Raw genomic sequence first — 18877 nt, 5'->3', positions numbered from 1 at the left:
TCATTATGAAAAAATTGCTGTTGGTTTCGATAACTCTTATTGCGTCTGCAATGGCAAACGCATCCACAGAAACAATTACTCAGCCCGCTGGTGGTTTTTCTGGCCCCGGTAGTGAAAGAATTAATACCGTTCAAGCTGCCAGTGAAGCTAGGGATGACAGTGCCGTTGAGTTGACAGGTAGCATTGTGAAAAGCTTAGGTGATGAACGCTACTTGTTCCGGGATGCGACTGGTGAAATGGAAGTGGAAATCGATCACGATAAGTGGGCTGGTCAAGAAGTTACACCTCAAGACAAAGTACAATTGTTTGGCGAAGTGGATTCCGAATGGAATAAAAAGTCAGTAGATGTTGATGTAATTAAAAAACTTTAATGTCTCAAGCATCGTCTCTGAGAATTTTTTCAGAGGCGATGCTCTGCTTTGAAGGCTACATATTCTGGTAGCCCGGCCCTCCACCACCTTCTGGTGTTCGCCATGTAATGTTTTGCGATGGATCTTTAATGTCACAAGTCTTGCAATGTAGGCAGTTTGCCGCATTGATTTGAAGCTTGTTCGCCCCCTCGACAGACACAATTTCATAGACGCCAGCTGGGCAGTAACGCTGCGCTGGCTCTTCGAACATCACGAGATGATTGTTAATGGGTATGCTTTGGCTGGATAAAACCAAGTGACATGGCTGGTTTTCTTCATGTTGCGTGCCGGATAAATACAGAGAAGAGTTTTTATCAAAACTAATCTTGCCATCAGGTTTTTGATAGGTGATGGGATGACACTGTGAGGCATGCTTTAGGTTGACGTAATCAGGGCATGGGTCATCAAGATGCCAAGGTGCAATCTTGCCCGTCAGTTTCATCCAAATATTGTGCTCAAACGTCGAGAGCATTCCCCCAAGTACACTACCGAATCGATGTTGTGCCGCGCTAAAGTTCCGACCTTCTAATAGCTCTTGGTATAGCCATGATGCCTGAAATACAGATTGATAATCCGGTTCTGTTAACGCATTTCCAGCGGTTAGCTCAGCGAATACGGCTTCGGCAGCCAGCATTCCGGATTTCATCGCGGTATGCGTACCTTTAATTTTAGCGGCATTCAAGGTGCCCGCATCACAACCAATCAATACACCGCCGGGAAACTGCTGTTTGGGCAGTGCATGCAGCCCGCCTTTGGCTATCGCTCTTGCGCCATATGCGATGCGCTCACCCCCCTCGAGAAACGGTTTGATTGCAGGGTGGTGCTTGTAGCGTTGAAACTCATCAAATGGACTTAAATATGGATTTTGGTAGTTTAAGTCTGTGATTAAGCCAACCACAATTTGGTTGTTTTCACTGTGGTAAACAAAACCGCCGCCGGTCGAATTTGTCTCGCTCAATGGCCATCCGGCGGTATGTAATGCGAGCCCTTGTTGAAATTTCGGATGCGCTTTTGGTAGTTGCCAGATCTCTTTAATACCAAGAGCGTAATGTTGTGGCTGCTTTCCTTTGTTGAGCTCAAATCGTTTAATGAGTTGCTTGCCCAGATGGCCGCGAGCGCCTTCTGAGAAAAGGGTGTATTTCGCTTTGAGTTCAATTCCTGGTTCAAAATTATCTTTTGGTTGTCCTTGTTTATCGAGCCCCATATCTTGGGTTATCACACCAGTGACATGGCCATGGTCGTCATATTTGATGTTTGCAGCAGGAAAGCCGGGAAAGATCGCCACACCTAGTGCTTCCGCCTGTTGAGCCAACCAGCGACAAATATTGGCTAAGCTAATGACATAGTTGTCGTGCGTATTATGCATGGGTTTTGGGGTAAGAAATTCGGGAAGCGCAATATGATTATTTGCAGACGTTAAGTAAAGCAATTGGTCATCGGTGACATGGGTATTAACAGGCGCGCCCATTGCTTGCCAATCAGGAAACAGTTCTTCTAAAGCAGTGGTTTCGAGCAAAGCTCCGGAAAGGATATGCGCGCCAACGTCAGCGCCTTTTTCTACAACGCAAATATTAATTTCTTGCTGCATATTGTGGCTAAGTTGAGTGAGCTTACAGGCGGCTGCCAGACCTGCTGGGCCAGCTCCGACAATGACAACGTCAAATTCCATGACTTCTCTTTCCATAGTGCGCGTATCCATCAACACATGAGTTGCTATTAAATATAGTCCAGTTGACGTAAACGTAAACTTTACTAAGCTCTTTAATAGGATTAAACGCACGCAATTTATGCCGTTATATCGAAGTAAATCAAGCGTGAGATAGACAAATAATCTTTCAAATCAATGCATTATTTTAACTGTGGCGGTTCTTACATGAGGGGGCACTGTGAAAATTCTGGTTGCGATAAAACGAGTCATCGATCCTTACGTTAAAGTGAGAGTTAAGAGTGATGGCTCCGGTGTTGAAACAAACAATGTCAAAATGGCGATGAATCCTTTTTGTGAAATCGCAGTGGAAGAGGCGATTCGCCTGAAAGAATCAGGCGCGGCAGAGGAAGTAATAGTGGTGTCCATTGGTGAAACTGCTTGCCAAGAACAGCTTCGATCGGCTCTTGCTCTGGGGGCGGATAGAGCGATTCACGTCGAAATCTCATCGCCACTTGAGCCTTTAGCCGTCGCCAAGTTATTACATGCGGTGATGCAGCAAGAGCAAGCGACTTTAGTTATTTTGGGTAAACAGTCGATAGACAGCGATAATAATCAAGTGGCTCAAATGCTTGCGGCGATTGCGCAGCGACCTCAAGGCACCTTTGCATCCAAAGTAACGGTTGAAGGTGAATCCGTCTTGGTGACACGAGAGATCGATGGTGGGTTAGAAACAGTGAAGTTGCAGCTACCTGCGGTGATCAGTACGGATCTTCGTTTAAATGAACCTAGGTATGCATCGCTTCCGAACATTATGAAGGCAAAGCGAAAGCCACTAGATGTGATTGCAGCAGAAAGCTTAGGGGTAGACATTAGTGTCAGGCAGCGTGTGTTGCAGGTCATGTTGCCACCACAGCGAAAAGCGGGAGAGCGTGTCGCCACGGTTACTGAGCTTGTTGATAAGCTGAAACACGAAGCCAAAGTCATCGAGTAGGAGGGGACATGGAAGAGATAAATCAAGCGGTGCTTGTTGTCGCTGAACATGATCATCAAACGTTATCCACGGATACTTTGTGTACTCTAAATGCTGCCAAACAAATTGGCTTTGCTGTATCCCTGCTGGTTATCGGTTGTGATTGCGAAAATGTCACCAAGCAAGCGAGTCAAATCGAGGGGATCTGTCAGGTTCTGTTCGTTGAGAATGAAGTTTACCAACCTCAACTTGCTGAAAACCTATCGCAATTAGTCAGTGAACTTGGCAAAACCTATTCTCATATCTTGGCGGCGGCAACCACCACAGGGAAGAACTTGCTGCCAAGAGTCGCAGCAATGCTGGATGTGGGTCAGCTATCAGATGTGATTGCCATTGAATCCCCCGATACGGTGGTAAGGCCGATTTATGCAGGAAATGCGCTTGCTCAAGTGCAATCGAATGATGTGATTAAAGTGATTACGGTGAGAAGCTCTGCGTTTGATGCGGAAAAGATAACTGATAACTCTGTGTGTGCTATCCAGCGACTAGAACCCGTTTTTCCAAATGCACTTTCAACGTTAGTCTCGCAAGAAAAAGTTGCCAGTGAGCGACCTGAGCTACCAGCGGCCAAAGTGGTGGTGTCAGGGGGACGAGGGCTTGGCAGCAAAGAAAACTTTGTAATGGTGGAGCAGTTGGCAGACAAGTTAGGAGGAGCCATTGGGGCTTCTCGTGCTGCGGTCGATGCAGGTTTTGTCTCCAATGACTTGCAAGTTGGTCAGACGGGAAAAATTGTTGCCCCAGAACTGTATATTGCAGTGGGTATTTCAGGCGCGATCCAACACTTGGCGGGGATGAAAGATTCAAAAGTGATTGTCGCAATCAACAGCGATCTGGATGCCCCAATATTTCAGGTAGCGGACTATGGCCTAGTCGGTGACTTGTTTGACATTCTTCCGGAGTTAATCGAAGCCATTTAAGTGTGTCAGCTGTTATTGAGCCGTGATCTGTTTGGATCGCAGGTTGGCGTGGTGACTCCGTAACGGCGATTGACTGGCCTAGTTAAAACCAAAGCCCTCACGATAAACGTGAGGGCTTTTCCAATTACAATTTAATCAGTTCATTTCCGGAGGTTTCGCCGGCAAAGAACTTATCAACACTATCGAGCGTTGTGGTTGCGATGTTATGTAGTGCTTCATTAGTCAGAAAAGCTTGGTGGCCTGTAAACAGCACATTATGGCAAGCTGAAAGTCGGCGGAATACGTCGTCGACAATGATGTCATTCGACTTGTCTTGGAAGAACAAGTCTTTCTCATTGTCATAAACATCTAAGCCTAATGCGCCGATCTTACCTTTCTTCAAGGCTTCAATCGCCGCCGCCGAGTCGAGTAATTTCCCACGGCTGGTGTTAATGATCATCACACCATCTTTCATTTGATTGAACGCTTGTTCGTTGAGTAAGTGCTTGTTCTCAGGTGTTAATGGACAATGCAGAGAAATGATGTCTGACTGAGCGAATAACGTATCTAAAGAGCAATACGTTGCACCCAGTTCAATCGCTTGTGGGTTTTCATATGGGTCAAAGCAGAGAATATTCATGCCAAGACCTTTAAAAATACGCATTGCTGCAATGCCAATTTTGCCAGAGCCAATTACGCCAATGGTTTTACCAAAAAAGTTAAAGCCAACCAGTCCATCTAAAGAGAAATTGGCGTCTCTAGTGCGTTGATACGCCTTATGCAAGCGACGGTTTAGGCACATCATCATACCGACCGTATGTTCGGCGACAGCTTCAGGCGAATAAGCGGGAACGCGCACGACTTGGAGGCCAAGTTCTTTGGCAGCTTCAAGATCGACTTTATCAAACCCAGCACAGCGCATAGCGATGATCTTAACACCATAACCAGCCAGTTTTTCAAGCACTGGTCGGGATAGGTTGTCATTGACGAACGCACACACAACGTCACTTCCCTTTGCCATTTGTGCCGTTTTTTCGTTGAGACGGAAGTCATGGAAGTGGAACTGAACCTCGGGGTTGGTGTTGGCGGTGTTGAAGGAGGTTTCGTCGTAGTTTTTTGTACTGAAGAAAGCAATATTGAGCATAGTAACCTCTCACTGACTGAGCAGATTTAGTCATACATATTTGTCTCATCTAAATGTGACACATAACACACTAAATAAAAACGCTAAGTATTGTGAGGGTATTTACGAAACAAGCGCACTGTTAGGTGCGCTTGTTCATTACCATTTTAATTCAATAAGATGCAGTTCTAGTTGCCCCAAATTTGACCGACGAATTCTGGGTGGTCGACAAATGGATTTCGATTACCCTGAAACTCGAACACGGCTTGATTGCGTTGGCGTTCTTTTTCACTGACTGGATCGTTTTGATGCCAGCGTTTTAGCATGCTGAGTACCCAAGGTTCGAATACGGTGGTGCGCGTGCCATTCAGTACCGCATCAGAGTTTGTTGTGTTGTTTTGCCAATTACCGATGACATTTTCGTAGCGGGTTGCCATATAGAAGTAGGCGCGGGCAAAGTCTCCTTTGAACTCATCAATCGGTTCAAATACGGTGCCATTGTATCCCAACTGCGAACTGGCAGAGCCAAGTTTGGAACCATTACTGGATACGTAAGAGCTAGAGCCAACTTCACCAAATGGCCAGTTGCTGCGTTTGGCATTGACGTAGCCGTCGGTTGCAAACAGGTGATGGCCATCTGAATTCATCGGTTCAACTTTGCCACCAAACCAACTTTTCGGGAATGAGTGTTCTCGGTTGTAGCAATCGCCTTCTTTGCTGTATTGGCCACATTGGTTGGTGACTTTGGTGAACGATACCGAATCTGCCCCTGAAGGTTTCTCCGAGTAAACGTCTAGAATGGAGCCATCATTTTCATAATAACGGTCGATATCGGCTTCTTTCACTAGGTTCCAAACCGCAGAATAACCTTGGCTGGTATGCGTTTTAATGATGTTGTGTAATGCCGTTTTTAGCTCAAAACCGTTTTTACCTGCGGCAGCTTGATAATAATCTCCGGTTGGTGGTGGCGTGGTGCCACTATCACCTAAGGTAAAGTCGGTGGTTTGGCTATATTGGAACTCTCCGCCAGAGGCGAGTGTTTGCTGGTCTGTTGCTAGCGTATAGGTGCCATTTCCAGCGCTACAGCAGATACCATCGCCATAGCTGTCGTTAATGGTGAACTGATAGTCACCATCGGCAAGGCACATGGTTTTTGTAATGGTGGTTGAATTGTCGTAACCATTGCCAGAGAACAGCGTTTGGGACTGGCTGTCTTTCAGGGTCCAACTGGTTTCTGCCGCGTAACGGTCTGTCGTGAGGGTTAAGGTCACGGAGTGATCTTGGCATTGTTCTACTGGTGGTGTGGTATCAGAGCCACTTGTTGGCTGAAAGTTGTCGACATAAACGACTTCTGAACCGTCAAAACCAGCGGTGTCGTAAAAACGCAAGCCCACTTGGATGGATTGATTGCTATTTGCTGTGTATGTATAACTGATGGTTTGCCATTGGTTCGTTTTAGCGGGATCAGAATAGCCTTGATAACCATCCACAACCAAGCGCGCTTTCACGTGACCTTCGGTATGGAAAAGCGACACGTTGAACGGATAGCTTTTTCCTTGTTCAACATTAATGGTTTGCAATAAATCAGTGCTGCTTTGGCTTGCTGTATTGACTGCAACTTTTGCAGAGAGTCCGCCGGTTTTAATTTGGGTGCTAGAAGGGGTAACGGCGATGCCTGAATCAATGATTGTCCAATTGGATGGATTATTTCCATTCCATTGTTCAAAGTCACCGTTCACAATCTCGGCTTGTACGAGTGGAGAGCAGAGTAGGGTCAGTATGCTCAGAGTGTTGGTTTTTGTTTTCATGTAACCTCCGATCTGATATCAAAATCCCAGATACCATAGACTTAAATTGGTTTAATGATGGTTACGAAGTTCTCATTTTAGTGTTAACTAAGGATTAAATTTCATAGATTTATGCAGCATATCTCGCAATTGATCAGTCGTTATGAAATGCAATCGATTTCATTTCATTGTGAGTAAACACCATTTCGCTTGTTTAACAGAATGGGCACTTAGCGAGTTTGGTTCCGACGAAGTAACCAGCGACGGCTATCACAATAAAAAACAGAACAGAAACGGAATATGCCAGATATTTAGATAAACCAAAGCCCCATGCAAAAGAGAAGGCTAACCCGTTTAGGGCCTCAGTTGGCCATTGAATTACAGGTAAAGGAGAACCTGCAGAGAGTAAAAAAATTAAGCCAACAACAGAAGTAAGCGCAACAAGTACGCCTAATACACGACTTTTATTCATAGCGTTTCATTTAAAACAACATAGCGCAGGCATTTTATAGCTGGTGGTGGTTAGAGACTACAGTTTTTACTCTAATTTCAATTGGTTGATGCTATTTTAACCAAAGACAATTCAGGACAATTATGGCGTGATGCTTATCTTCGCTGGCACGAGGTACAACCACGGCATGCTGAACGAGTATGCCGATCGAGCCGACTACGTTGTACTTTGCAATAGGCATTCTTCAATGCTCTTCGTGCAGAGAACCAATCATCCGGTTTTTCTAACAACAAATAGCCATTAAAGCGTTTGACCAATTGAGTACGATATTCATCAATGAATCGACGTTCAAAGCTGATCTCAAAATAATCCAAAGCTTGCTCTATCGAGGTAAAAGAAGCGATGATCTCTTGAATATGTTTCGGCTGGTTCATGCTAAGTAAGGTATTTGCTGGGTGAAGAGTTAGTCTAATCGCCAACTGCGCCACACAACTTGATGTGGCGCAATAGTCTCAATCTTACAATCCCTTGCGGTATTGAGCATTTCCGGTTGGTTGAATGCATTGATGCAGGCACGTAGGCGTTAAATTACCTTCAAGCAAGGACAAAAACTCTTTGATTAAAGTTGTTTTGTCGATGGTCACATTGGTCTCGGTTTGGATGTCTCGCAAATCAATCATCACGTCGGTAAACAGGCTCGGCAAGTCTGTCAGTACATCGAGATTGAGCACATTGTGTTCACTGTAGATAGCGTTGTGACTGCCTCTGAGTTTCTGGATGACGTAAGGGTTATCTTTAAGATTTATGATCGAAGTACGTTTATCACAACGTTTTAAACACCCCTTGTTGACCTTAATTTTCTTACACCCTTCGGTTTGTTGGAAAAGACACTGACGACTGGTGAGTAAGGTATTTGGGTGATAGACGCTATAAAACAGGCGCATAGACTCAGGACGCTTAATATGGCGCATTTGTTTCATATTCAGCTCATTAGAGACGAATGCACCAGTGGCATGAAACTCTTCATTCAAGCACTTCAGTGCATAGGAGTTTGTGGTGTTCATCTGTGGGCCTGCAACCCAGTTTAAACCAAGCTCATTGGCTATCACGCCAATACCAGAATTATTGGTGATCAGCTGCGTTGGCTTAACTTGTTCTAGAAAATCTCGCGCAGCAAGGTAATCGTCACCAATCAATATGGCAGGAAACCACGGCTTGAGTTGTGGATTCGCTTTAAAAACAGAGACCAGTTCAGCGCACTCTGATGCGAGGCCCATCGGCATTTGGTAATAGAGGTCAATGTCGTTTTCAGCTAAAAGTAGATCATCAATAGACGAAATCAGTACGGAAAGGCGGGTCGTTTCATCGTTTGTGTCGTGGTCTGCTAGGGCAGGGAGCGCAGGGATATCGATGGTACCTTTCAAGCTAGCACTGGTTTGCCCGGTTTCTAATGTAAAGTCGTGCGTTTTTTCTGCCACCGTTTCAATAATGGCGGTTTTGGCATCATAAAGCTGCTTTTTAACCCGCTGAACATCATCAGTACTTTGGCATTGATAGATCTTAGAAAAGTGTTTCACAGCATGGTCACGTGGGTTATCGATGTACATCGATTTGCCATAGTTTCCTTGCAAAAATGCGTTAGAAAAGTCGCGATTAAATACAGTGTAGAGCTCGGTGGTGTCAGAAGATAATGCCTCACCATCGCATAAACGATCAATCTGTTTGCGCCAGTTGTCGACCACGGTATAAACGTAATGGGATTTTTTGATCCGTCCTTCGACTTTGAGTGAGTAAACGCCCGCATCGGCAAGCGCTTCAAGATCACCAAAAGCAGAATTGTCTTTCATGTTTAATGGGTATTGATGACCCGTTTTGGTGGTTTCATACTGTTCACGGCAAGGCTGACTACAGCGTCCTCGGTTACCCGACGCACCATTTCGAGCTGAGCTGATGTAACAAATACCAGAAAAGCCGATGCAATAGGAACCATGTACGAACACTTCCATCAACACGTTATGCTGCTTGCCAAATTGAGCCAGATGGCGGATCTCATCGATATTCAATTCTCGGGACAAATTAACACGGCTTGCCGTCAACTGATTTAGAAACAGTATTTGCCCTTCATTATGGGTATTTAGCTGGGTAGAAGCGTGAACATCTAACTCAGGAAAATGGTGTTTGAGAATATAGGCAAGGCCTAAATCTTGTACGATGACGCCGTCGATTTTTGTCGTTCTTAGCTGACTGAGTAAACGCACAATCGCAGGGATTTCACTTTCTAGGATCAAGACGTTCAGGGTAAGAAAAATTTTGCATTGGTGCTGATGTGTCAACTCGAGCACCGAATTTAAGTTATCCAAGGTTAAGTTGGTTGCGCGATTTCTGGCATTAAAACGATCTAAACCACAATAAATGGCATCTGCACCGGCAGCGATGGCCGCTTTAATGGAGTCCAGATCGCCACCCGGAGCCAATAACTCAAACTGTTCTCGTGTCACTGAAGTCTACCTAGCAATAAAATAGGCACGCATTCTACGGGTTTCAGTTCCGCTTTGGTGATCTAGTTCAACCTTTATTAATCTGAATCAAATATCTATCAATTTAACGCTAGCTTAAGGTGTGGTGAAATAAAGAAAAGGCACTCTCGTAAGAGTGCCAAAGAAGGGGAAGGGAAGCTTAATATTGGAGTTTCAGTGTTACGTCCGAAAAGTTGGTATAACCTTTCAGCATGACATGATATGTCGTGCCCGTGGTTGCACTCACTGAGCAGCTCTCGTTGTTACCATAACGGTATGGGCGACAATCCCATGAGCTGGTAGTAGGCTTCGCACCTGCTTTCACGTATAAATCGGCGTCACCTGAGCCGCCAGAGATAGACACAGTAGCGGCGACATTGCGATCAACCGTGAAGGTATAGAACAGTTCATCTCCTTTGCTTCCTGAAAGAGCACTCACAGGGACATTGTTCTGCAATTCATTTCCAGTCGATGGTGGAGTACCACAACTGGCGTTTACGCCAACTTGGTTGAATGCGTCTGCCACATCAGTTGCGTTGTAGCCCATATCTGTTGCCGCTTTCACTACGCCACATGCACCCGCATCGAATGTGCTATTTGCTGTCCAGTAAAGTTGGTTCGCGAGCGTGAAGACCTCAAACCCTTTACGTACATCCCAGCCCGCTTTATTAGCCAGTAGATAAAACGCGCGGTTATACACACCACTAGAGTAGTGAACGTTCAAACCATCATAATATTGCGAGGCATGATCGATGGATTTGCCATCCAGCGATGGTTGTTCAAAATAACGTAACCCGCCGCTCGATTTGAAAATATCAGCGCCCACAATCCAGTCAACACTGCCTTTCATATAGTACTCAGCTGCTTCACCTGCGATGTCAGAAAAGGCTTCGTTCATACCGCCAGACATGTTGCTGTAAACAAGCCCTGAGTTTTGCTCAGTAAAGCCGTGGCTGACTTCGTGAGCACTCACGTTGATATCGACTAATGGATAGAAGGTGTTAGCCCCGTCACCAAACGTCATGGCAGAGCCATCCCAAAAGGCATTCTCATAGCTGTTGCCGTAGTGAACTCGCATTGTCAGTTTAAAGGTGAGTGGGGCCGTGTTCATCCAGTCCTTGTACATGTCATACACGACTTTTCCAAAGAAATGTGCATCGTTTAGGGGAGAATAAGCACCATTGATCGTTTTGTGGTCGTTGTAGTTGCTAGCGCCACTACAGGTATAGCTAAAGGCTTTGGAACCGGAAGTACGGTGGTTTAAGTCCACGGTTTTAACAACGCTGTTCTCCATCGTACATGTGGTGCCCACTTTATCAATGACCAAACCAGCGTAGTCAGTGCCAAACTCGTATCGACCTGTTTTGTCGTTACCGCCAGGTCCTGTCCCTGTGTCTTGCGCGTGGTTTAAGCCATCCCACGTTTGCAGAACTTTGCCTGTGTTTGCGTCAATAAACATAAAGGGGCGGGAAGGTTCATCTTCGGCAACAAAAAAGCTGACAAGATACACCACTTGCGCCTTGTTGTTTTCATCGAGGCGAACCATCAGTTTGGTGCTCTCGTTTTCGGAGTTAAAAGCTTTGTCTTTAAAGTGTTTCTTTTGATGTTTCTGCTTGGCTATCTCAAGCGCTTGCTTGGCATCGATTTGTGGCACAATGGAAGCAACATCGGCTGCGATTCCTTGTGCCATTGCGCCATAGACGTGACTGAGTCCTGTTCGGCTTTCTGTCGCGACAACGGCAGTGTCAAAGACAGGGAGTCCAAGGTAGGTTTGTTGATAACGAACTTTGGTTTTTCCGTTTGGCAGCGTTACGGTTTTTACGGCTTGAAAACCATTCTCCGTAGGAACCAGACTGCGAGCCTGAGTTGAGAGTGCTTGTTCTAATACGGCGCTGTCATTGACAGGAACCATTTCTGCAGCGGTGACTGAAAGTGAACTTATCGCTCCAATGGTAGCGAATAAGAGGGTTTGACGTTGTTTGCGTTTCATTTTTATCTATCCTGTTTATATTTTTCCTTCTCTGATCTGATGTTTTGATCAGAGGCCAAGCAACTTGTGGCTGGCAAGAAAAAAATGGAAGACAATTAACGCTCTCGCCAATTCTTATCTAAATTCGCTTGTTTGCACTGTATACAAATAGTTACATCATGTGGGATGAGTTCATTAATTAGTTTGAAAATGAGGTTGATTCGTACTAATAAAATCAAACAGATAATGATTAATAATATTTTTATGCTTGTAAAAATGTACGCAAAAATATCAATAATTTCATTGAGATTTTAATCGCATTTATTTTATAACGGTTTGATTTATATGCGATATGTGCTTGTTGTGTTCCTTAAATAAAAACAGCGCCAGTGGGCGCTGTTTTTGTTAGAAAGCTCATCCATTAAATCTTAAATTTATTCAGCTCAGTATGCAGATCGGATGCTTGGCCAGAGAGCTGATGGCTGATGCTCACTGAAGTGGTCATGGTATCCATCACGTCTACCGCTGTGTCATTGATGATCACCACATTACGATTAATTTCTTCTGCTACAAGGCTTTGTTCTTCTGCGGCGGCGGCGATTTGGTTGTTCATGTCGTTGATCACTTCAATTGCTTGGTTTATTTCAACCAATGCACTTTGAGCAGCTTGCGCTTCACCACGAGTGTCTGTCGCCTGTTGCTGGCTCTGTTCCATCAGTTCGACGATGTTTTGTGTGTCTTGCTCAAGTCGCGCCAACATCGAGCGAATTTCTTCTGTCGAGCTCTGTGTGCGATTGGCCAGATTACGGACTTCATCGGCGACGACGGCAAACCCGCGACCTGCCTCTCCGGCGCGTGCAGCTTCAATTGCGGCGTTCAATGCCAGCAAGTTAGTTTGTTCTGCAATACCACCAATCTCGGACAAAATACCCTGAATGCTGGTGCTAGACTCAGCAAGGCTAAGGGTTTGGGTCTGGGCATTAGAAACCTGGGCTGCGAGGGTATCAACGGCTTTTGCTGCATTATCCATGCGATCCATACCGTTTACGCTATTGCTTTGCACTTGGCTTGCAGCGGTTGCGGCTTGAACGGCGGAATTTGCTACTTCTTGTGCCGCTGCTGTCATTTCATTGATGGCCGTTGCCAGTGAATTGACCTCATTTAACTGATCATTCAGTTTGTCTTTAGACACACTCGCACTGACTTGGCCTTCTTTTGCACTGCCATCGACTTGAACTGCGGTTTCTTTTGCGGTTTTCAGCATTTCTTGCATGCGAGCAAGGAATGAGTTGAACCAGTGAGAAAGCTGCGCTGTTTCGTCCTTGCCTTTTACTTCAAGACGGTAGGTGAGGTCTCCGTCACCTTGTGCAACATCTTTAAATCGTTCCACTAAGTTGATCAGTACCTTACCTAGTGACGTTGCGATGATGGCCATGACCGCAACACCGAGAACCATGGCAATTATCCCACCGATAACACCTTGTTTTAGCGCTTGTGCGTTGATTTCACTATTCCAGTCATTAAATTCAGAGATGCTTTTTTGCAGCACATGAGTGGGTACCGAAACAATGACGATCCATGGCGCACCAGAGGTATCAACCGAGGTAACTGCGTATTCGCGACCATTTTGAGTCATCATGCCAATGTCAGATTGCGTCGCCAAACCTTGAATTTTTTTCCATTGTTGAAACAGAACATCTGGTACTTTTTTACCTACCGTTGCGCCTTTTTTAGCATTGGCTAAGGTCGCGCCTTTCCAAGATGCGATGATCACATTACCTTCGCCTTCAAAGAGGTCTTTGGCAATGTTTTCACTTTGACCTTGCAGTTCAGTCAGCGCCAAATCAAACCCCAATGAACCGATGATTTGGTTGTTCACCTTGATGGGCTGACTGATGGTGGTGATGAGCTCCTGTTTCCCTCTGACAGGGTACATGTAAGGTTCCATCACAAAGGTTTGTCCGGTTTCAAACGGCATTAAGTGCCAATCGTCTTTGCGCTCACCATTGGCATTTAACTCAGTGTTTGAAAAGCTGTCCATGGCGACTGCATCAAAACCACCGTTGCTATTTGGTGAAAAGAAGGGAGCAAGGTAGCCAAGCTTATTAAATGCATCAGAAGCTAGGGGCTCACTCTCAACAGGCCACGTCTTTTGTTCAAAGACCATATACCCCGCAAAAACCGCTTCATCTTGGGATTTAAGAGCGGCAACAAATTGATTCACCAGCTCGTGAGCGCCGGCTTGATCGACGGCACTCTGTTCAATGATTGAACGTAATTGCGATAAGCTACCGGTAACTGGGAAAAGGCCGTTGGCGATGGTTTTACCTTGTTCTGAAGCAGTAGAGCGTAGTTGAGAAGTGGTGGCTTCAGTCAGTTGTTCCGAAACTCTTTGTGAGATCTGTTGGTTAACGTTAGTAAAGGCGTTGGTGGTCATTCCCATAGCGATAAGCAAGGTAAAAGACATAGCGACTCCGGCGCTCACCGCTATTCTTGTGCGAATACTATTAAACATTTGCTTTTCGAACCTCATATAGGTGTTAGCGTGAATAGGTTTTGGCTTTATTGTGGTTATTCTTTCTCAAGCCAATCTTCATTCTACAGGTGAGATTTGAATGCACTGTTTAAATAAAACAAGCAATATTAATAACTTAAGTTAGATTGTTAATGGCCGAGGTGGGGTGTTTGTTTTTTGGCGCTATGAGATTGGCTTAATATAAAAGTTTGGTGTTTATAACGCGCTGCTTTACAACGAAAGATTGGGTGTTATGAGCTTGCAGGCTACAGATTTGTGGTGGCCGGAGAGCCAAAAAATTGGCAAATAAAATATGTTAATTTAATGAGTTGGATCAAATAATTAACGCACTATATTGCGCTCAAACCGGACTTATTTCCCGATTTCCGCTCAATTTGAGTTATTTGAACCCCCAAAATGAGCGGATGTAAAGTAAGCGTCGGTTGTTCTTGTTTGTTAAAGTGTTGGCATTTGTAAATGTTCAACCAGCACTTTGGTGAACCGTGCTGCCTCACCACCAGTGCATGCTCGATGATCAAATGTGATCGAAAGTGGCATCGCTTTAATCGCAATCGGCTGACCCTGTTCAAGAATGACTTTTTCGATGATTCGACCCGCGCCGACAATGGCAACTTGTGGTGGTGAAACGACGGGTGTTGCATAAATTCCGGCGATGGCACCAAAGTTCGATAGGGTAATGGTGGCATGTTGTAACTGCTCCCGCCCGATCTTGCGGTTACGTATCCCCTTCACTGTATCATCCAGCCATTGGCGAATTCCGTTTTGGTCAAACTCATCAGCATGGCGTAGCACGGGTACATACAATCCATGAGCACTGTCTACGGCAATGCCAATGTTCACTGTGCTGTGGACGCAGCGAGTCATGGTTTCGGCATCAAACCACGCATTCAGAGCGGGTTCTTGTTGGCAAGCATGAACGACAGCGCGAATGAGCCGACCAGAGATGTCTTCGCCTTCAGCCCATTTGTGAAGCAACGCTTCTTCGGTGATGGTGACCGCCGCGACATTGTGGTGAGACTCTGCCATAGTACCTGCCATGGTGCGTCTTGCGCCTTTAAGGACTTCGGTTCCCGGGATTTGTTTGCCTGCTTCACTGTAAATATCAGCATCTAAAATCAGTCCGTTGGGGCCACTACCGACCACTTTTAGCAAATCAACACCAAGCTTTTTGGCTAACATTCGTGCGGAAGGCATGGCAACCAGCGGTCCTTCACTGGATGGGTTATGCACACTGCCAACCCAGTAATCGTCAACCTGAACTTGATGGGTTTGCTGAGATACATTACCAACGACAGTCGCTGCATCTTCAGTTTGCTTTTCTGCGTGTTGAACAACGGTTTCACCCAGTTCTTCGATTTCAAGCAGTAGGCTGCCAATGCTGATGACGTCTCCTTGTTCACCGTGACGGCTGACAATTTTACCACTGTACGGGGCGGGGACTTCCACCACCGCTTTGGCGGTTTCAACCGTGAGTACAATCTGGTCAACTTCAACCTGATCACCAATGTTGACGTGCCATTCGACGATCTCGGATTCGGCAAGTCCTTCGCCTAAATCGGGTAAAATAAATGACTTCATTTCCATCCCTCCACCAGCTCTTTGGCCGCGAGTACGATATCTTCTTCCTGAATCATGAAATAATCTTCATTGCGATAATAAGGCATGATGGTGTCCATTCCGGTAACACGTTTTGGTGGCGCTTTGAGCATGCACATGGCGTGTTCTACGGTACGGGTAATGATTTCTGCACCGACACCGCAGGTCTTACTTGCTTCATGAACCACCAATAACCGACCCGTTTTTTCAAGCGAGCGGAAAATGGTATCCATATCAATCGGTTTGATGCTGGCAAGATCAATCACTTCCGCTTCTATGCCTTGAGATGACAGGGTTTGAGCGGCTTGTAATGATTCGACGATGCATGCCCCCCAGCTAACTAAAGTTAAATCGCGCCCTTTACGTAGCGTAAAACAGGTATCTAATGGCAGGGCTTCTCCGTTGTCGAAGACGGTGGACTTCACTGTGCGGTAGATACGTTTGGGTTCGAAAAACATCACAGGATCATTGCTACGAATCGCGGCCAATAGCAAGCCATAAGCGCGTTGTGGTGAGGAGGGCACGACGACTTTAAAACCCGGAACATGAGCAAATAGCGCCTCGACACTTTCAGAGTGGTGCTCGGGTGCATGAATACCGCCGCCAAATGGGGCACGGAACACTGCGGGGCAGGTTAGGCGCCCCCTTGTACGGTTGCGAATCCTTGCCGCGTGACACATTAAGTGCTCAAGTGCTGGGAAAACAAAACCTTGAAATTGAAACTCAGCAACAGGGCGTAACCCTTGGCTTGCCATACCAACCGCAACACCGCCGATTAACGCTTCTGCAAGTGGGGTATCCATAACTCTTCGTAGGCCAAATTTCTCTTTTAATCCCACCGTTGCACGGAAGACGCCACCGTTATCGCCAACATCTTCCCCCAGAACTAGCACATTATCGTCATGGCTCATTTCATAATGCAGCGCGAGATTAACGGCTTCGACTAATGTGATTTCATTGGTCATGTTTGCCTCCCTGCATTCGCATAGCTTTGTTGATCAAAAGATCCCTCTGAGCATTTAATTCCACCGGTGGGGTTTCATAGAGAAAATCAAAAGCGCTCTCAGGCGCTTGTGGGGGCAAATTGAGATAGTGCTCTACAGCTTGTTCAACCAAGCTTTTTGCATGGTGTAACCATTTTTCATCTTGTTGTTCCGACCAAGCATGGTTCGCGATTAAGTAATGTTTGAGTCGTGAGACGGGTTCGAACTGCCAAGCTTGTTTCAATTCATCATCACTGCGATAACGGCTGGCGTCATCTGCGGTGGTATGGTCACTCAGGCGATAACTGATGGCTTCGATCAAGGTTGGCCCTTTGCCTTTTCTCGCATTATCTAATGCTTGCGAAACGGCATCATACATGGCGACAACATCATTTCCATCAACGGTGATGCCGGGAATTCCAGCTCCTTTGGCTTTCTCTGAGAGTAAATCCGCGGCGCATTGCAACCGACGCGGGACTGAAATGGCCCATTGGTTATTGTTGACGACGAATACCAAAGGAATGTTCCAAGCTCCTGCACAGTTCAGTGATTCGAGAAAATCACCTTTTGAAGTTGCTCCATCGCCACAAGTGACTAATGCTGCATTGTGGTTTCCTTCAATTTTTAGTGCTGCTGCAACGCCAACGGCATGAGTGCACTGAGTCGCAATGGGTACACAGAAGGGCAAATCTCGTACTGCGTTATGACTTTTTTCAGTACAAAAGTCACTGCCGCGTTCATCTCCGCCCCAATATTGAAGGTTTTTCTCCATGCCAATACCGCGTACCCACATAGCTGGCATATCTCGGTAATAGGGCACAAAAACATCTTCTGGATTGAGTGCGTGTCCGATCGCGATTCCAAAAGCTTCAGCACCTAAGTGAGAGGGGTAAGTCCCAAGCTTTCCAGTACGTTGAAGGGCTACAGCCTTGTTGTCATAAGTGCGGGCAACCAACATGTCACAGTAAAACTGCTTTAATGTTTCTAGGTCGGCCCATGATGGAAGAGAACCGGTGACATGACCTTGGTGATCGATAAACCGGTGCATAGGTAATGCCTGAACACTCATTTCAAGCTCCTTTCACTTCGCCTTTAGCTACCAAAGGCGACTGCTGTTGATCGTCGTGATAAAAAGGCTCATCAAACTAAAGAATGAAGCGTGCTGGTTGAAATACTATTCTGAAAAACTCCCTTATGGCGCGCTTTATTGCTAGTTACATTTAGTAATGTAGTGATGAATCTTGATATATCCCAATATAATAATTGTAATCAAAATGTTAAAAGGTGCCTGTTTTGTGCTTTAGTATCGAGTAAAATAATTCTTACAGTTGACGAAAAGCAGTCAAAAGTATGGCATTGCTCCATTTGAGTTGTTAAAAATCAAAAAGAATCGCTAAGAAAATGGAAGAATCCATAAGATTATGAGGGCAAAAAAATATGTTCCGAATATGGAAAATTGTCCCGCTTGATAGGTTTTATATATTGAAATGACGTTATCATTAGACAAACTTGAACAACTTGATCGACGTTATTTGATTATGTTCGAGATGAAAAACGTTACACTGTTTCGCATATCACAATGAATGAAGGAGAGTTTATGTTCCATGCCCATGTTTATTTCGCTTTAAAAGATATGGATCAAGCGCAGGCGTTGCACGATAAAATCAAAGCGGAACGAAAAGATGTGCTGGCGCAGTTTCCTTTAGTTCCGCGTCTAGTTGGCCCCCACAAAATGCCGATGTTTGAACTGCATTTTGCGAACAATCAGCACCAACTGATCGAATGGTTGGATGCGCAGCGGGGGACAATGAGTGTGTTGATCCATCCAGTCAGTGAAGAGCACTTATTAGATCATACTGAACGAGCGGTATGGCTAGGTCGAGAGCTTGGCGTACTGGAAGAGACGTTATAAGAAAATGGGCACCTTAAGTG

15 protein-coding genes are annotated in these 18877 nt (G+C 45.5%); 4 read left to right on the top strand and 11 right to left on the bottom strand.

Translation table 11 applies throughout. From position 1 onward, the window contains the following. Positions 1–5: 5 nt before the first annotated feature. Positions 6–371: a YgiW/YdeI family stress tolerance OB fold protein gene (locus ACQEXU_RS14325; protein WP_427011334.1), complete on the top strand. Its 366-nt coding sequence runs from the start codon at positions 6–8 to the stop codon at positions 369–371. A 55-nt stretch (positions 372–426) separates the two neighbouring features. On the opposite strand, the gene ACQEXU_RS14320 is transcribed toward ACQEXU_RS14325, so the two are convergent. Next, positions 427–2094, bottom strand: a complete 1668-nt coding sequence (locus ACQEXU_RS14320) for an electron transfer flavoprotein-ubiquinone oxidoreductase (RefSeq protein ID WP_427011333.1) — start codon at positions 2092–2094, stop codon at positions 427–429. Positions 2095–2296: 202 nt separating this feature from the next. Here ACQEXU_RS14320 and ACQEXU_RS14315 point away from each other — a divergent pair, with 202 nt between their 5' ends. Both ACQEXU_RS14315 and ACQEXU_RS14310 read left to right on the top strand, forming a co-directional pair. Continuing rightward, positions 2297–3049: an electron transfer flavoprotein subunit beta/FixA family protein gene (locus tag ACQEXU_RS14315; RefSeq protein WP_427011332.1), complete on the top strand. Its 753-nt coding sequence runs from the start codon at positions 2297–2299 to the stop codon at positions 3047–3049. 8 nt (positions 3050–3057) lie between these two features. Beyond that, positions 3058–4005: an electron transfer flavoprotein subunit alpha/FixB family protein gene (locus tag ACQEXU_RS14310; protein WP_427011331.1), complete on the top strand. Its 948-nt coding sequence runs from the start codon at positions 3058–3060 to the stop codon at positions 4003–4005. A gap of 124 nt (positions 4006–4129) precedes the next feature. Here ACQEXU_RS14310 and ACQEXU_RS14305 read toward each other — a convergent pair whose 3' ends face one another. From ACQEXU_RS14305 to pdhA, 10 genes are all read right to left on the bottom strand, one after another. Beyond that, positions 4130–5128 carry a 2-hydroxyacid dehydrogenase gene (locus ACQEXU_RS14305; protein ID WP_427011330.1) on the bottom strand — a complete coding sequence of 333 codons (999 nt, stop codon included), beginning with the start codon at positions 5126–5128 and terminating at the stop codon, positions 4130–4132. Positions 5129–5295: 167 nt separating this feature from the next. Continuing rightward, positions 5296–6915: an endonuclease gene (locus tag ACQEXU_RS14300; protein WP_427011329.1), complete on the bottom strand. Its 1620-nt coding sequence runs from the start codon at positions 6913–6915 to the stop codon at positions 5296–5298. A 193-nt stretch (positions 6916–7108) separates the two neighbouring features. Then, complete coding sequence (locus ACQEXU_RS14295) at positions 7109–7366, bottom strand: hypothetical protein (RefSeq protein WP_427011328.1); 258 nt, start codon at positions 7364–7366, stop codon at positions 7109–7111. 134 nt (positions 7367–7500) lie between these two features. Then, complete coding sequence (locus ACQEXU_RS14290; protein ID WP_427011389.1) at positions 7501–7779, bottom strand: nitrogen fixation protein NifW; 279 nt, start codon at positions 7777–7779, stop codon at positions 7501–7503. An 84-nt stretch (positions 7780–7863) separates the two neighbouring features. After that, a complete protein-coding gene (locus ACQEXU_RS14285) occupies positions 7864–9843 on the bottom strand; it encodes a U32 family peptidase (RefSeq protein ID WP_427011327.1) in 1980 nt (659 codons plus the stop codon). 178 nt (positions 9844–10021) lie between these two features. Continuing rightward, the gene (locus ACQEXU_RS14280) at positions 10022–11851 is read right to left on the bottom strand and encodes a M4 family metallopeptidase (protein WP_427011326.1); all 1830 of its coding nucleotides are present in this window, start codon (positions 11849–11851) and stop codon (positions 10022–10024) included. A gap of 400 nt (positions 11852–12251) precedes the next feature. Beyond that, entirely contained in the window at positions 12252–14345 is a 2094-nt protein-coding gene (locus ACQEXU_RS14275; RefSeq protein WP_427011325.1) for a methyl-accepting chemotaxis protein, read from the bottom strand. Between the two features lie 456 nt (positions 14346–14801). Then, on the bottom strand, positions 14802–15944 hold the full coding sequence (locus tag ACQEXU_RS14270) for a dihydrolipoamide acetyltransferase family protein (protein WP_427011324.1): 1143 nt from the start codon (positions 15942–15944) through the stop codon (positions 14802–14804). Then, positions 15941–16927, bottom strand: a complete 987-nt coding sequence (locus ACQEXU_RS14265) for an alpha-ketoacid dehydrogenase subunit beta (protein WP_427011323.1) — start codon at positions 16925–16927, stop codon at positions 15941–15943. Before ACQEXU_RS14265 ends, ACQEXU_RS14270 begins: the two co-directional genes overlap by 4 nt. Continuing rightward, positions 16917–18014: a pyruvate dehydrogenase (acetyl-transferring) E1 component subunit alpha gene (pdhA, locus tag ACQEXU_RS14260; RefSeq protein ID WP_427011322.1), complete on the bottom strand. Its 1098-nt coding sequence runs from the start codon at positions 18012–18014 to the stop codon at positions 16917–16919. The genes ACQEXU_RS14265 and pdhA overlap by 11 nt, the downstream gene beginning before the upstream one ends. A 528-nt stretch (positions 18015–18542) precedes the next feature. Here pdhA and ACQEXU_RS14255 point away from each other — a divergent pair. Beyond that, the gene (locus tag ACQEXU_RS14255) at positions 18543–18857 is read left to right on the top strand and encodes a DOPA 4,5-dioxygenase family protein (protein ID WP_427011321.1); all 315 of its coding nucleotides are present in this window, start codon (positions 18543–18545) and stop codon (positions 18855–18857) included. Positions 18858–18877: the final 20 nt, after the last annotated feature.

This window comes from Vibrio sp. TRT 21S02, assembly GCF_050113675.1.
In the GTDB taxonomy this organism is placed as follows: Bacteria; Pseudomonadota; Gammaproteobacteria; order Enterobacterales; family Vibrionaceae; genus Vibrio.
The sequence above is the reverse complement of the archived record's forward strand: the minus strand, read 5'-3'. Positions and strand labels throughout refer to the sequence as shown.

Coding starts and splice junctions, on each gene's coding strand:
- ACQEXU_RS14280 (WP_427011326.1), bottom strand. CDS start 11,851: ATGAAACGCAAACAACGTCAAACCCTCTTATTCGCTACCATTGGAGCG.
- ACQEXU_RS14305 (WP_427011330.1), bottom strand. CDS start 5,128: ATGCTCAATATTGCTTTCTTCAGTACAAAAAACTACGACGAAACCTCC.
- ACQEXU_RS14275 (WP_427011325.1), bottom strand. CDS start 14,345: ATGTTTAATAGTATTCGCACAAGAATAGCGGTGAGCGCCGGAGTCGCT.
- ACQEXU_RS14325 (WP_427011334.1), top strand. CDS start 6: ATGAAAAAATTGCTGTTGGTTTCGATAACTCTTATTGCGTCTGCAATG.
- ACQEXU_RS14255 (WP_427011321.1), top strand. CDS start 18,543: ATGTTCCATGCCCATGTTTATTTCGCTTTAAAAGATATGGATCAAGCG.
- ACQEXU_RS14310 (WP_427011331.1), top strand. CDS start 3,058: ATGGAAGAGATAAATCAAGCGGTGCTTGTTGTCGCTGAACATGATCAT.
- ACQEXU_RS14270 (WP_427011324.1), bottom strand. CDS start 15,944: ATGAAGTCATTTATTTTACCCGATTTAGGCGAAGGACTTGCCGAATCC.
- ACQEXU_RS14295 (WP_427011328.1), bottom strand. CDS start 7,366: ATGAATAAAAGTCGTGTATTAGGCGTACTTGTTGCGCTTACTTCTGTT.
- ACQEXU_RS14320 (WP_427011333.1), bottom strand. CDS start 2,094: ATGGAAAGAGAAGTCATGGAATTTGACGTTGTCATTGTCGGAGCTGGC.
- ACQEXU_RS14290 (WP_427011389.1), bottom strand. CDS start 7,779: ATGAACCAGCCGAAACATATTCAAGAGATCATCGCTTCTTTTACCTCG.
- ACQEXU_RS14300 (WP_427011329.1), bottom strand. CDS start 6,915: ATGAAAACAAAAACCAACACTCTGAGCATACTGACCCTACTCTGCTCT.
- ACQEXU_RS14265 (WP_427011323.1), bottom strand. CDS start 16,927: ATGACCAATGAAATCACATTAGTCGAAGCCGTTAATCTCGCGCTGCAT.
- pdhA (WP_427011322.1), bottom strand. CDS start 18,014: ATGAGTGTTCAGGCATTACCTATGCACCGGTTTATCGATCACCAAGGT.